The sequence below is a fragment of the Streptomyces sp. 12E genome (assembly GCF_055633275.1).
Window position 1 is genome coordinate 4,610,226 of sequence record NZ_JBVNCJ010000001.1, and the last position, 12,960, is coordinate 4,623,185.

At 72.2% G+C, this 12,960-nt stretch carries 14 protein-coding genes; 7 read left to right on the forward strand and 7 right to left on the reverse strand.

The features are described from left to right. Positions 1-6: 6 nt before the first annotated feature. Positions 7-1,125, reverse strand: a complete 1,119-nt coding sequence (locus ACZ8ZB_RS21500) for a hypothetical protein (protein WP_470739282.1) — start codon at positions 1,123-1,125, stop codon at positions 7-9. Positions 1,126-1,267: 142 nt separating this feature from the next. On the opposite strand from ACZ8ZB_RS21500, the gene ACZ8ZB_RS21505 reads away from it, so the two are divergent. Further along, entirely contained in the window at positions 1,268-2,425 is a 1,158-nt protein-coding gene (locus ACZ8ZB_RS21505; RefSeq protein ID WP_470739283.1) for a cystathionine gamma-synthase, read from the forward strand. A gap of 3 nt (positions 2,426-2,428) precedes the next feature. Here ACZ8ZB_RS21505 and ACZ8ZB_RS21510 read toward each other — a convergent pair whose 3' ends face one another. The 3 genes from ACZ8ZB_RS21510 to ACZ8ZB_RS21520 all read right to left on the reverse strand — a co-directional run bounded on the left by ACZ8ZB_RS21510 (position 2,429) and on the right by ACZ8ZB_RS21520 (position 3,913). Further along, positions 2,429-2,677, reverse strand: coding sequence for a hypothetical protein (locus tag ACZ8ZB_RS21510; RefSeq protein WP_470739284.1), 249 nt, complete (start codon positions 2,675-2,677; stop codon positions 2,429-2,431). Next, complete coding sequence (locus tag ACZ8ZB_RS21515) at positions 2,674-3,177, reverse strand: sigma factor-like helix-turn-helix DNA-binding protein (RefSeq protein WP_470739285.1); 504 nt, start codon at positions 3,175-3,177, stop codon at positions 2,674-2,676. Before ACZ8ZB_RS21515 ends, ACZ8ZB_RS21510 begins: the two co-directional genes overlap by 4 nt. Before the next feature lie 235 nt (positions 3,178-3,412). Then, positions 3,413-3,913, reverse strand: coding sequence for a MarR family winged helix-turn-helix transcriptional regulator (locus tag ACZ8ZB_RS21520; protein ID WP_470739286.1), 501 nt, complete (start codon positions 3,911-3,913; stop codon positions 3,413-3,415). A 174-nt stretch (positions 3,914-4,087) separates the two neighbouring features. On the opposite strand from ACZ8ZB_RS21520, the gene ilvA reads away from it, so the two are divergent. The 3 genes from ilvA (at position 4,088) to ACZ8ZB_RS21535 (ending at position 7,351) form a co-directional block, all read left to right on the forward strand. After that, positions 4,088-5,317 carry a threonine ammonia-lyase gene (ilvA, locus tag ACZ8ZB_RS21525; protein WP_470739287.1) on the forward strand — a complete coding sequence of 410 codons (1,230 nt, stop codon included), beginning with the start codon at positions 4,088-4,090 and terminating at the stop codon, positions 5,315-5,317. Between the two features lie 184 nt (positions 5,318-5,501). Next, positions 5,502-6,497: an ATP-binding cassette domain-containing protein gene (locus tag ACZ8ZB_RS21530; protein ID WP_470739288.1), complete on the forward strand. Its 996-nt coding sequence runs from the start codon at positions 5,502-5,504 to the stop codon at positions 6,495-6,497. Beyond that, the gene (locus tag ACZ8ZB_RS21535) at positions 6,494-7,351 is read left to right on the forward strand and encodes an ABC transporter permease (protein WP_470739289.1); all 858 of its coding nucleotides are present in this window, start codon (positions 6,494-6,496) and stop codon (positions 7,349-7,351) included. The genes ACZ8ZB_RS21530 and ACZ8ZB_RS21535 overlap by 4 nt, the downstream gene beginning before the upstream one ends. 57 nt (positions 7,352-7,408) lie before the next feature. On the opposite strand, the gene greA is transcribed toward ACZ8ZB_RS21535, so the two are convergent. Further along, positions 7,409-7,906, reverse strand: coding sequence for a transcription elongation factor GreA (gene greA, locus ACZ8ZB_RS21540; protein ID WP_470739290.1), 498 nt, complete (start codon positions 7,904-7,906; stop codon positions 7,409-7,411). A 169-nt stretch (positions 7,907-8,075) separates the two neighbouring features. Further along, positions 8,076-8,474 (reverse strand): DUF4307 domain-containing protein, encoded by a 399-nt coding sequence (locus ACZ8ZB_RS21545; protein ID WP_470739291.1) that lies wholly within the window; start codon positions 8,472-8,474, stop codon positions 8,076-8,078. 150 nt (positions 8,475-8,624) lie between these two features. Here ACZ8ZB_RS21545 and mca point away from each other — a divergent pair, with 150 nt between their 5' ends. From mca to ACZ8ZB_RS21560, 3 genes are all read left to right on the forward strand, one after another. Continuing rightward, positions 8,625-9,506 (forward strand): mycothiol conjugate amidase Mca, encoded by an 882-nt coding sequence (mca, locus tag ACZ8ZB_RS21550; RefSeq protein ID WP_470739292.1) that lies wholly within the window; start codon positions 8,625-8,627, stop codon positions 9,504-9,506. Further along, complete coding sequence (locus ACZ8ZB_RS21555; protein ID WP_470739293.1) at positions 9,499-9,747, forward strand: hypothetical protein; 249 nt, start codon at positions 9,499-9,501, stop codon at positions 9,745-9,747. The genes mca and ACZ8ZB_RS21555 overlap by 8 nt, the downstream gene beginning before the upstream one ends. A gap of 261 nt (positions 9,748-10,008) precedes the next feature. Further along, positions 10,009-12,096: a thioredoxin domain-containing protein gene (locus ACZ8ZB_RS21560; RefSeq protein WP_470739294.1), complete on the forward strand. Its 2,088-nt coding sequence runs from the start codon at positions 10,009-10,011 to the stop codon at positions 12,094-12,096. A gap of 114 nt (positions 12,097-12,210) precedes the next feature. On the opposite strand, the gene ACZ8ZB_RS21565 is transcribed toward ACZ8ZB_RS21560, so the two are convergent. Next, entirely contained in the window at positions 12,211-12,942 is a 732-nt protein-coding gene (locus tag ACZ8ZB_RS21565) for a Mut7-C RNAse domain-containing protein (RefSeq protein ID WP_470739295.1), read from the reverse strand. Positions 12,943-12,960: the final 18 nt, after the last annotated feature.

Consider the following 12,960-nt stretch of genomic DNA (forward strand, 5'->3'; position numbering starts at 1 on the left):
CGGCGGTCAGCGCGGCAGGGTCGCCGGGCTGCCGCCGTTCGCCTCGTAGCCGGCCACCGCCAGGGCGCGGTGGACGGCGAACTCGGCGGCCGGGTCGGGGGAGAGGGTCCAGGGGAGGGCGCCCACGTGGCCGTCGATGTGTATGAGCTGGCTCATGGCCTCCGCCCAGCGCTCGCCGCGGACCAGGAAGAAGACCAGCAGGTGCCGTACGTGTGCCGTCATCGGGTCGTCGGGGCGGGCCGAGTGCACCGCGTGCAGCGCGCCGTGGACCGCCTTGGTGACGGTCTCGCTCTGGTGGAAACCGGCGACCAGGTTCACCTCGGGCAGGTGCTCGAAGACCGCGAAGAGCGGCATGGCGGCGAGCAGGGAGCCCTGGGGCGCCCGCGCCGCCGCGGCCTCCGCGAACGCGAACGCCTGCTGCCGCGAGCCGTGCCACTTCTCGCACCAGTAGTGCAGCGCGGCCAGGTGCGCCCCCATGTGGGCCGGGGCGCGGTCCAGGATCTTCAGCCAGACCTGCTCGAAGTCCTGCCGCGAGTACCCGAGTCCACGGGCCACCGACAGCTCCACGAGGTACGGGACGGGGTCGCCGGGAGCCAGCAGCGCGGCTTCGCCGCACGCCGTCCTCGCTTCCTCCATGATGATCCGGAACTCGTCCGTCCCGGGCGTCGCCGTACGCCACGCCTGCTGCACCAGGAACTCGGCGTGCACCGCGGCGCCGCCCGCGTCCTTGGGCATCTCGGTCCGCCACACCCGCAGCCACTGCCCGCCCGGCGCCTCGCCCACCCCGCCGGGCCGCTGCTGCAACTCCAGCGAGGCCGCGCCCGCGAACGCCTGCACGCGCTGCCAGCGCCGCTCGCCCGCCGCGTCCGTGCCGGCCAGCAGCTGCTGCGCCGCGCGGTAGTCCTGCGTGCGCTGCACCAGGTCCAGGACGTCCAGCAGGTCCTGGTCGGGGCCCGGCATGCGGACGTCCAGCTCCTCCTCGCGGGCGAAGCCGTAGTTCACCGGGTCCGCCGCGTCCGGGTGACCGGCGGGGACCTGCGTGATCGCCCCGCGCCCGCGCCGCAGATACGGCACCACCACGAAGCCGAGCATGACGAGCGCGATCAGGACCCAGAGAATCTCCATGCCACCAAGCGAACCAGACCACGCCGGCAATTGGCCAACCCGGTGCCGGGCCCTGTGGAAAACTCCCGGCGTCCGCCCGCTCCCCCACTCCGCCCGCTCCGCGTCCCTCATCCGGACCGTGCGCCCACTACCCTCGGTTCCCATGAGCGACAGGCACATCAGTCAGCACTTCGAGACGCTCGCGATCCACGCGGGCAACACCGCCGACCCCCTGACGGGCGCGGTCGTCCCGCCGATCTACCAGGTGTCCACCTACAAGCAGGACGGCGTCGGCGGCCTGCGCGGCGGCTACGAGTACAGCCGCAGCGCCAATCCGACCAGGACCGCGCTGGAGGAGAACCTCGCCGCTCTGGAGGGCGGCCGCCGCGGCCTCGCGTTCGCGTCCGGACTGGCGGCCGAGGACTGCCTGCTGCGCACGCTGCTCAGCCCCGGCGACCACGTGGTGATCCCGAACGACGCGTACGGCGGCACGTTCCGCCTCTTCGCCAAGGTCGTCGCCCGCTGGGGCGTGGCATGGTCCGTGGCCGACACCTCCGACCCGGCCGCCGTCCGGGCCGCGATCACCCCGAACACCAAGGTCGTCTGGGTGGAGACCCCCTCCAACCCGCTGCTCGGCATCACCGACATCGCCGCCGTGGCCCAGGTGGCCCGGGACGCCGGGGTCCGGCTCGTCGTCGACAACACCTTCGCCACGCCGTACCTCCAGCAGCCGCTCGCGCTCGGCGCGGACGTCGTCGTGCACTCCCTGACCAAGTACATGGGCGGCCACTCCGACGTCGTCGGCGGCGCCCTGATCACCGGCGACGCGGAGCTGGGCGAGGAGCTCGCCTACCACCAGAACGCGATGGGCGCGGTCGCCGGGCCCTTCGACTCCTGGCTGGTGCTGCGCGGCACCAAGACGCTCTCGGTCCGCATGGACCGGCACAGCGAGAACGCCACGCGGATCGCCGACATGCTCACCCGCCACGCGCGCGTGACGAGCGTCCTGTACCCGGGGCTGCCCGACCACCCCGGCCACGAGGTCGCCGCCAAGCAGATGCGGGCCTTCGGCGGCATGGTCTCCTTCCGCGTGGAGGGCGGCGAGGAGGCGGCCGTCGAGGTCTGCAACCGGGCGGAGGTGTTCACGCTCGGCGAGTCCCTGGGCGGCGTCGAGTCGCTGATCGAGCACCCCGGGCGGATGACGCACGCGTCCGCGGCCGGCTCCGCGCTCGAGGTCCCCGCCGACCTGGTGCGCCTCTCCGTGGGCATCGAGAACGTCGACGACCTGCTCGAAGACCTCCAGCAGGCGCTCGGACGGTGACGGTCACCAGCCCGTGAGCGGTGGAGTCGTCTCCGACGGCGGCTCCACCCAGGGGCGGGCGGTCAGCGCCCACACCACGAACGCCATGGTCCCCGCCAGCAACAACAGCCACATCACGCGGCGGGCGAGCACCCTGCGGCGCAGGACGCGGGCCCCGCGCCGCGCAGCCTCCTCGTGGAGCTCGGGCGGTACGCGCGGCGGCGACTGCTCCAGCATCCGCCGTACGGTCGCCTCACGCCTCATCCGGGTCACGACGGCACCGCCTCGGCGCCGCCCACCGCGGAGGCCGGTCCCGGAGGCGGACGCAGCACGACGGTCATCGCGCGGTGGAAGACGGTCCGCACGCGCTCCGCGGACAGGCCGAGCAGGGCCGCCGTCTGTTCCTCGGCGATTCCTTCGTGCAGCCGCAGCACCAGGACCAGGCGTTCCTGCGGGGAGAGCCGGGCCAGCAGGCCCGCCGGGCGGGCGCGGGAGCGGAGCAGTCCGCCGCGCCGGCGCCAGGCGCCGTTCGCGAAGCGGGTCGCCAGGCAGCGGCGGGTGTGGGCGTAGGGGTCCCCGCCGTGCAGCCGGTCCCAGCTCGCGTACGTGTGGGCCAGCGCCAGGGTGAGCAGGCGCCGCGCGTGCGGGTTGTCGTCCGGGGCCTCGGCGGTGAGCAGGGTCGCGGTGTGCAGCAGGCGTCCGCCCGCGCCGGCGACGTACGCCTCGAACTCGCGGGCGCGGTGGATGTCCTGGGTCGCATGCCGTTGTCGCAACCGCGCCTCCCGCGACCCCCGAGTGAGCCCTCGGTTCTCATATCAGGCCAGGAGGCACCGCCCGGTCAAGAGACGTGCGCGTACGACGCTCCGGTTTCCGCCCCGCCGCCCTTTCCCGTTCCCGTCCCCGGAGGCGTCGCCCCCGGACCCCCGCTCCTCGGACGCCGGAGGGGCCGGTTATCGCCGGGCGGGCCGGAATCAGCCCGTCCGGGGGTGCGCCCTCCGGGGAGTCCGGTCAGGAGGACGACCCGCCCTCCGGGGCCCCCTGTGCGGACATTCGCGCGGACAGCGCGCCGTTGAAGCGCGTCAGGAGCGTGCAGAACGCCTCGCGCTCCTCCGGCGCCCACTCCTGCGTCAGCTCGGCCATCAACTGGCGCCGCGAGGAGCGCACTTCCTCCAGGCGCGACTGCCCGCGCGGGGACAGCTGGAGCACGACCGCGCGCCCGTCCTCGGGGTGCGAGGTCCGTTTGACCAGGCCGGTGTCCACGAGCGGGGCGACCTGCCGGGTGACCGTCGAGGAGTCGATGCCCATGCTCGCGGCGAGCGCCTTGACGCCCATCGGGCCTTCCTTGTCGAGACGGTTGAGCAGCAGGTACGCGGCGCGGTCCATCGAGTTGCGCACCTGGCCGACTCCGCCCAGACGCGTCTGTTCGGCACGGCGGGCGAACAGCGCCACCTCGTGCTGCAGCGTGTCGAGGAGACCGGTGTCGCCGACGGCCGTCAGGTCCGTCCTCATGTCCATCGACATATCAGGTGTTGTGGGCATGGCCGAGGGCTCACTTCGTGGAGGGCTGCTAATTGGGGGACAGGGTACGCGGCCGGACGGCGGCCCGTACCGGCGCTGCGCAAAGCCGAGTCCGCGGGTTGGTCACACCGGTCGCCGCCGCCGGCGAACTGCGATCCTGGAGCCATGAGCTACAGCACGGCCGAATCCCTGCGGACCGTCACCCTCGACGATGTGCGCGGCGCTCGGAAGATGCTCTCGGGCGTGGCCCGGACGACCGCGCTGGAGGGCAGCAGGCACCTGTCCCGGCGGGTGGGCGCCCCGGTGCACCTGAAGTGCGAGAATCTGCAGCGGACGGGGTCGTTCAAGCTGCGCGGCGCGTACGTCCGGATCGCCGGGCTGCTGCCCGAGGAGCGGGCCGCCGGTGTCGTCGCGGCGAGCGCCGGCAACCACGCGCAGGGGGTCGCGCTGGCGTCGTCGCTGCTCGGGGTGCGGTCCACGGTGTTCATGCCGAGGGGCGCCCCGCTGCCGAAGATCAGCGCGACCCGGGAGTACGGCGCCGAGGTGCGCCTGCAGGGCCAGGTGGTCGACGAGACGCTGGCCGCGGCGACGGAGTACGCGCACGGGACGGGCGCCGTGTTCATCCACCCCTTCGACCACCCGGACGTCATCGCGGGTCAGGGCACGGTGGGCCTGGAGATCCTGGAGCAGTGCCCCGAGGTGCGCACGATCGTCGTCGGGGTCGGCGGGGGCGGGCTGGCCGCCGGGATCGCGGTCGCGGTGAAGGCGCTGCGGCCCGACGTGCGGATCGTCGGCGTGCAGGCGGCGGGTGCGGCGGCGTATCCGCCCTCGCTGGCGGCCGGGCGTCCGGTGTCGGTGCGCGACCCGGCGACGATGGCCGACGGGATCAAGGTGGGGCGGCCCGGGGACGTGCCGTTCGGGATCGTCGACGAGTTGGTGGACGAGGTGTGCACGGTCACCGAGGACGAGCTGTCGGCCGCGCTGCTGCTGTGCCTGGAGCGGGCCAAGCTGGTCGTCGAGCCGGCCGGGGCGAGCCCGGTCGCGGCGCTGCTGAGCCGTCCCGGCGCCTTCGAGGGACCGGTCGTCGCGGTGCTGTCCGGCGGCAACGTGGACCCGGTGCTGATGGAGCGGGTGCTGCGGCACGGCATGGCCGCGCAGGGCCGCTACCTGGCCGTGCGGCTGAGGCTGACGGACCGGCCGGGCGCGCTCGCCTCGCTTCTGGGGGCGTTGTCGGCGGCGGACGCCAACGTCCTCGACGTGAGCCACGTGCGGACCGATCCACGGCTCGGCCTCACGGAAGCGGAGGTCGAGCTGCACCTGGAGACCAAGGGCCCGGAGCACTGCGCGGAGGTCAACAGGGCTCTGCGCGAGGCGGGTTACACGGTCATGGACTGACGTCCGACGGCGTGTCACTCCTTCGGGTGAGCCCATTGTGAGACGCGATACATCGCGTTACTGTGTGTCTCGTCGCCGGGTGCCTGATCGCGCGCCCCGCCACCCCCGCCCGGTGAAAAACCTCAGCACGACGAAGCGCGCAACCCTAGGCTTTCCGAAGAATCACGACGACGTGGAGACTCATATGCCAGGCGCCATCTACGCAGAAGGTCTGGTGAAGACCTTCGGGAACGTCAGGGCACTGGACGGCGTCGACCTCGAAGTCCCCGAGGGCACCGTCCTGGGTCTGCTCGGGCCGAACGGCGCGGGCAAGACCACCACCGTCCGCTGTCTGACCACCCTGCTGCGGCCCGACAGCGGCAAGGCGGTCGTCGCCGGCCTCGACGTGCTGAGACAGCCCGACGCCGTACGCCGCTCCATCGGCCTGTCCGGCCAGTTCGCCGCCGTCGACGAGTACCTGACCGGCCGCGAGAACCTGCAGATGGTCGGACAGCTCTACCAGATGAGGGCGAAGGCGGCGAAGGCCCGCGCGGACGAACTGCTGGAGCAGTTCCACCTCGCGGACGCCGCCGACCGCACCGCCAAGACCTACTCCGGGGGCATGCGCCGCCGCCTCGACCTCGCCGCCGCCCTGGTCGTCTCGCCGCCCGTGATGTTCATGGACGAGCCGACCACCGGCCTCGACCCGCGCAACCGCCAGCAGCTGTGGGAGGTGATCAAACAGCTCGTCTCCGGCGGCACGACGCTGCTGCTCACCACCCAGTACCTGGAGGAGGCCGACCACCTGGCCCACGACATCGCGGTCGTCGACCACGGCCGGGTCATCGCCCAGGGCACCTCCGACCAGCTCAAGGCCCGCACCGGCGGCGAACGCGTCGAGGTCGTGGTGCACGACCGCGAGGACATCCGGGCCGCGTCCGCCCTCCTCGACAAGTACAGCCTGCGCGGCGCCGGCCAGGGCGACACCACGGTCGAGGAGCACATGCGCAAGATCACCACACCGGTCTCCGGCGGCGCGAAGCTTCTCGCCGAGATCATCCGCGACCTCGACACCGACGGCATCGAGATCGACGACATCGGTCTGCGCCGCCCCACCCTCGACGACGTCTTCCTCTCCCTCACCGGCCATGTCGCGGAGGCCGGGACCGAGGCCGGGGAGACCAAGGAGACCGCGAAATGAGCGCCGTCACCGACACCGTCCGGGCCACGGCCCCCGGCAACCCCCTCGGCCGGTCGATCCGGGACTCCCTGGTCGTCGCCCGCAGAAATCTGATCCGCATGACCCGGATCCCCGAGATGCTCCTTTTCGGGGTCATCCAGCCCGTCATGTTCGTCGTCCTCTTCACGTACGTCTTCGGTGGCTCGATGAGCGTCGGCGGAACCACCGACCCGGACGTCTACAAGAACTTCCTGATGGCCGGGATCTTCGCGCAGACCGTCACCTTCGCCACGGCCGGCTCGGCCGCCGGCATCGCCGACGACATGCAAAAGGGGCTGGTGGACCGCTTCCGGTCGCTCCCGATGGCGCGGGGCGCGGTCCTGACCGGCCGGACCGTCGCGGACCTGGCGCAGACGTTCATCACGATGCTCGTCCTCGCGACCGTCGCGCTGATCGTGGGCTGGCGACCCGGCTCGGCCGAGCCGACCAACGCCGGCGAGGTGCTGGGCGCCTTCGCGCTGCTCCTCCTGCTCGGATACGCCTTCACCTGGATCGGTGCGCTGATCGGCCTGTCCGTACGGACCCCTGAGGCGGCGACCTCGGGCGGCATCATCTGGCTGTTCCCGGTGACGTTCATCTCGAACGCCTTCGTGGACTCCAGTCAGATGACCCCCTGGCTCCGGCACATCGCCGAGTGGAATCCCTTCAGTGCGACCGTGCAGGCGTGTCGAGAGCTGTTCGGCAACCCGGGCGTCGTGCAGTCCGACGCGTGGCCGATGCAGCACCCGGTCTGGGCGTCGCTGATCTGGTCCGTGCTGATCATCGCGGTCTTCCGGACGCTCGCCGTGCGCAAGTACCGCTCGGCGGCCGCATGACGAAGCCCCCGGCACCGCACAGGGTGCCGGGGGCCCGTCGGGACTCGCGGGGGCGGATCAGCCGGTGTACGGCTTCGCCTCCAGGATCTTCACCAAGGCCTTCTTGCCGTTCGGCAGCTCGTACTCCGCGTCCTCGCCGACCTTGTGGCCGATGACGCCCGAGCCGAGCGGGGACTGCGGCGAGTAGGTCTCGATGTCGGAGCTCGCGTACTCGCGGGAGGCGAGCAGGAAGGACAGCGTGTCGTCCTCGTCACCGTCGAAGGCGATCGTCACGACCATGCCGGGCGCCACGACACCGTCGGCCGCCGGGGCCTCGCCGACCTTGGCGTTCTCGAGGAGCTGGGTGAGCTGGCGCACACGGAGCTCCTGCTTGCCCTGCTCTTCCTTGGCCGCGTGGTACCCGCCGTTCTCCCGCAGGTCGCCCTCCTCGCGCGCGGCGGCGATCTTGGCGGCGATCTCCGTGCGCGCGGGACCAGTAAGGTACGCAAGCTCGTCCTTGAGCTTGTTGTACGCCTCCTGGGTCAGCCAGGTGACGTTCTCGCTGGTCTGGGTCACAGGTGCTCCTCGTAGGTACTGGGAAATACAAAGCATCGCCCTACCCGGAAGGATGTTCCTCCAGGGATGGGCGAAACCACGAGCCTAACAATTGAGTGCCCGCAAGGGGAGGACATAAGCCACCGGACTCATGTCAGCGCAGGTCAGCGGCCAGGTATTCCCCGTGGCGTCAGTCCGCGTGACAGCCGACGAGCTCGGCCGAGGTGCCCCGGGAGGTGGTGCGGAGCGTGACGACCTCGTCGATGCGCGTGGCGTCCTTGCCGAAGCGGAAGTCGGCGCGGCCCACCTCGGCGCCGTCCTCGGACTGGGAGCGGACCGTGCAGTAGCCGGTGACCCCCGCGTCCTTGTGGACCTCCAGGTGCACCTTCACGGAGTCCTCGGCGGTGTCGAAACCGATCAGCTCGGCGCTGATCTCGTTCTGCGCCACGTAGTAGTAGCCGAACCAGCCGATCAGCCCGAGCATCAGCACCGACAGCACGGCGCCGACGACCTTGAGGGTGCGGTCGGCACGCTCGTCCGAGGAGCGGCCGTAACGGCCCTCGGGCAGCCGCGTGCTCGACGTGCTCATGATCGTCTCCTCGGCAGAGGGGGGACCGGTGTCCCCTGGCGGGCCCCGGAGCGGAAAACCCCGGAATTATTCGTCCCCCGATTCGGTCACTATAGAAGCCTGCGACTGCGCCGCCGCACTGAGGGCGCCTACCGACTTGAGGATTGAGTCTTGACTGACCAGCTGCGACTGATGGCCGTGCACGCCCACCCCGACGACGAGTCGAGCAAGGGTGCGGCCACCATGGCGAAGTACGTGTCCGAGGGGGTGGACGTGCTGGTGGTGACCTGCACGGGCGGGGAGCGCGGCTCCATCCTCAACCCGAAACTGCAGGGTGACGCGTACATCGAGGAGAACATCCACGAGGTGCGCAGGAAGGAGATGGACGAGGCCCGGGAGATCCTGGGAGTGAAGCAGGAGTGGCTCGGGTTCGTGGACTCCGGGCTGCCCGAGGGCGACCCGCTGCCGCCGCTGCCGGAGGGCTGCTTCGCCCTGGAGGACGTCGACAAGGCGGCCGGTGAGCTGGTCCGCAAGATCCGGGCGTTCCGTCCCCAGGTGATCACCACCTACGACGAGAACGGCGGCTACCCGCACCCCGACCACATCATGACCCACAAGATCACGATGGTGGCGTTCGAGGGCGCGGCGGACGTCGAGAAGTACCCGGAGGACGAGTACGGCCCGGCGTACCAGCCGCTGAAGGTGTACTACAACCAGGGCTTCAACCGTCCCCGCACCGAGGCGCTGCACCGGGCGATGCTGGACCGCGGCCTGGAGTCGCCGTACGAGGACTGGCTGAAGCGCTGGAACGAGTTCGAGCGCAAGGAGCGCACGCTCACCACGCACGTGCCGTGCGCCGACTTCTTCGAGATCCGTGACAAGGCGCTGATCGCGCACGCGACGCAGATCGACCCCGACGGGGGCTGGTTCCGGGTGCCGATGGACATCCAGCGGGAGGTCTGGCCGACGGAGGAGTACGAGCTCGCGAAGTCCCTCGTCGATACCTCCCTCCCCGAGGACGACCTCTTCGCGGGCATCCGGGACAATGCCTGACATGAGCGCAAGCGCAAGCCTGGCATTGACCCACCTGGTCCCCCTCGCCAAGGAACTCGACGAGGACAAGGTCACCCCCGGTGTTCTCGGGTTCATCGTCTTCGCGGTGATGGCTCTGGCGGTGTGGGCCCTGATGAAGTCCATGAACCGCCACATGGGCCGCGTGAACTTCCCGGAGGAGTCCGAGGGGGCGGAGGCCGAGAAGGCGGGGGCGGCGGGCGCCGCCGAGAAGCGGGGCTGAGCGTACGGCCTTCCAGAGCCTCTGGAGGGCCGTACGGACGGGTGGTCCGAGCACCCGGCGCCGGTGCGGGCCGGGTGCGTTCGCGCAGTCCGGCGCCTACGGGGGTGCTCGGGAAAAGCTCCGTGCCTGGTTCTGGATCACGTCGCTCGCCGGTGCCCCCGCGGGAGCCACCACCACACAGGTCCGCGCGGCTCCTGCCCCGTTCACGCCCTCTCCCGTGGCGTACGGGCGGGGCGGGAACGCGTGCGGGAGGATGGAGGCATGGCGAACCGACTTGCGCAGGCCACGTCCCCCTACCTCCTCCAGCACGCCGACAACCCCGTCGACTGGTGGTCCTGGTCCGAGGAGGCCTTCGCCGAGGCGCGGCGGCGCGACGTGCCGGTGCTGCTGAGCGTCGGCTACTCGAGCTGCCACTGGTGCCACGTCATGGCGCACGAGTCCTTCGAGGACCAGGCCACCGCCGACGACATGAACGCGCACTTCGTCAGCGTCAAGGTGGACCGCGAGGAGCGCCCGGACGTCGACGCCGTGTACATGGAGGCGGTGCAGGCGGCGACCGGGCAGGGCGGCTGGCCCATGACCGTGTTCCTCACCCCGGACGCGGAGCCGTTCTACTTCGGTACGTACTTCCCGCCCTCCCCCCGGCACGGCATGCCGTCGTTCCGGCAGGTGCTCCAGGGCGTCCGCCAGGCGTGGGACGAGCGGCGCGGCGAGGTCGACGAGGTGGCGGGGAAGATCGCCCGGGACCTGGCCGGCCGGGAGCTGTCCTACGGCGACGACCGGCTGCCCGGCGAGCAGGAGCTCTCGCAGGCGCTGCTCGGGCTGACCAGGGAGTACGACCCGCAGCGCGGCGGGTTCGGCGGGGCGCCGAAGTTCCCGCCGTCCATGACGCTCGAGTTCCTGCTGCGCCACCACGCCCGCACCGGCGCCGAGGGCGCGCTGCAGATGGCGGCGGACACCTGCGAGCGCATGGCGCGCGGCGGGATCTACGACCAGCTCGGCGGCGGCTTCGCCCGGTACTCCGTGGACCGGGACTGGGTGGTGCCGCACTTCGAGAAGATGCTCTACGACAACGCGCTGCTGTGCCGGGTGTACGCGCACCTGTGGCGGGCCACCGGCAGCGATCTCGCCCGCCGGGTCGCGCTGGAGACCGCCGACTTCATGGTCCGCGAACTGCGCACCCCCGAGGGCGGTTTCGCCTCCGCGCTGGACGCCGACAGCGAAGAGGCGGTGCCGCCCGAAGGGCGTCGTCAGGAGGATGGTGGCGGGCGACGGGAAGGCGGCACGGGCCGGCACGTCGAGGGCGCGTACTACGTGTGGACGCCCGCGCAGCTGCGGGAGGCCCTCGGGGACGAGGACGCGGAACTCGCCGCGCGGTACTTCGGCGTGACCGCGGAGGGCACCTTCGAGGAGGGCGCCTCGGTGTTGCAACTGCCGCAGCGGGACGAGGTGTTCGACGCCGGCCGGATCGCCGGCATCAGGGAGCGGCTGCTCACGGCGCGTTCCGCGCGGCCCGCGCCCGGCCGGGACGACAAGGTGGTCGCCGCCTGGAACGGCCTGGCGATCGCCGCGCTCGCCGAGACCGGCGCCTACTTCGACCGGCCGGACCTGACGGAGGCGGCCGTCGCCGCCGGCGATCTGCTGGTCCGGCTGCACCTGGACGACCAGGCCCGGATCGCCCGCACCAGCAAGGACGGCCGCGTCGGGGCCAACGCGGGCGTGCTGGAGGACTACGCCGACGTCGCCGAGGGCTTCCTGGCGCTGGCGTCGGTGACCGGCGAGGGCGTCTGGCTGGAGTTCGCCGGACTGCTCCTCGACCACGTCCTGACCCGCTTCACCGACCCCGGCTCGGGCGCCCTGTACGACACGGCGTCCGACGCGGAGCGGCTGATCAGGCGTCCGCAGGACCCGACCGACAACGCCACCCCGTCCGGCTGGACCGCCGCCGCGGGCGCCCTGCTGGGCTATGCCGCGCACACCGGCTCCGCGCCGCACCGCACGGCCGCCGAACGGGCGCTGGGCGTGGTGAAGGCGCTCGGCCCGCGCGTCCCGCGGTTCATCGGGTGGGGGCTCGCGGTCGCCGAGGCCGTGCTGGACGGTCCGCGGGAGGTCGCGGTGGTCGGTCCGGCGCTCGACGACCCGGCCACCGCCGCCCTGCACCGCACGGCGCTCCTGGGTTCCGCGCCCGGCGCGGTGGTCGCCGTCGGGACCCCGGAGAGCGACGAGTTCCCGCTGCTCGCCGACCGTCCCCTGGTCCGGGGCGAACCGGCCGCCTACGTCTGCCGCAACTTCACCTGCGACGCGCCGACGACCGATCCCGACCGGCTGCGAGCGGCGCTGGGCGGCTGAACCGTCGGCCGTACGGTGCTCCCCGGCGGCGGCGTGCGTGCGCCTTCGGGGCCCGGCGGCCCTGAGCGCCGGGACCGCCACGGCAGGCCGCGGCGGTCCCGGCGCGCACCGTCGTCAGGGGCGCTGGGGGCGCAGCGCCAGCGCCCGTTCCACGATCGCGACCAGCTGCTCGTGATGCGCGCCCTTCCAGTACGCGCGTCCGCACTCGCCGCACTGCGCGAACACGTCGTAGGTGCGGTGCGTCCCGCCCTTCAACTGGTCGGCGACCTCGTCCTTGGTGGCCCGGCGCAGCAGTCCGTTGCAGGCGGTGCACCGGCTCCACGGCCGAAGCTCGGGCTGGAACCGGTCGAGCACGTACCGGAGCTGTTCCTCCGGCTGCGTGCTGTACACGAACGCCCCCGCCCACAGCTCCCGCCGCCGCAGCAGCCCCCGGTCGCGGCTGAGCATCACCCGCTGCTCCGCCGCCGACCGCGCGGCCAGCGCCGGATCGCCGATGTCCGTCGACTCGTACGCCGTGTCCACGCCCAGCAGCCGCAGCCGGCGTGCCAGCGTGCCGAGGTGCACGTCGAGCAGGAAGCGCAGGGGGGCGCCCGGCACCCGCTGGGGGTGGGCGACCGCGCGCACGGTCACCGACTCGCCGGCGGCGGGTACGTGTCCGGCGGGCACCTCGCGGCCGTCCACGAGCAGCGTGCCGACCTCGGTCAGCGGGACTCCGAGGGACTCGACGACGTGGCCGAGGCTGGAGACGCCGTCGGTGGCGGTCTTCGTGGCGCCGGTGGGTCGCGCCTGGGGGACGAAGAGGAGGAGTTCGGGGGCGAACTCGACGTGGATCTCGGGACCGTTCACCCGGTCAGGATGCCACGG

Coding starts and splice junctions, on each gene's coding strand:
- ACZ8ZB_RS21535 (WP_470739289.1), top strand. CDS start 6,494: ATGAGCGCCGTCACCGACACCGTCCGGGCCACGGCCCCCGGCAACCCC.
- ACZ8ZB_RS21505 (WP_470739283.1), top strand. CDS start 1,268: ATGAGCGACAGGCACATCAGTCAGCACTTCGAGACGCTCGCGATCCAC.
- ilvA (WP_470739287.1), top strand. CDS start 4,088: ATGAGCTACAGCACGGCCGAATCCCTGCGGACCGTCACCCTCGACGAT.
- ACZ8ZB_RS21500 (WP_470739282.1), bottom strand. CDS start 1,125: ATGGAGATTCTCTGGGTCCTGATCGCGCTCGTCATGCTCGGCTTCGTG.
- ACZ8ZB_RS21555 (WP_470739293.1), top strand. CDS start 9,499: ATGCCTGACATGAGCGCAAGCGCAAGCCTGGCATTGACCCACCTGGTC.
- ACZ8ZB_RS21530 (WP_470739288.1), top strand. CDS start 5,502: ATGCCAGGCGCCATCTACGCAGAAGGTCTGGTGAAGACCTTCGGGAAC.
- ACZ8ZB_RS21520 (WP_470739286.1), bottom strand. CDS start 3,913: ATGAGGACGGACCTGACGGCCGTCGGCGACACCGGTCTCCTCGACACG.
- ACZ8ZB_RS21560 (WP_470739294.1), top strand. CDS start 10,009: ATGGCGAACCGACTTGCGCAGGCCACGTCCCCCTACCTCCTCCAGCAC.
- ACZ8ZB_RS21545 (WP_470739291.1), bottom strand. CDS start 8,474: ATGAGCACGTCGAGCACGCGGCTGCCCGAGGGCCGTTACGGCCGCTCC.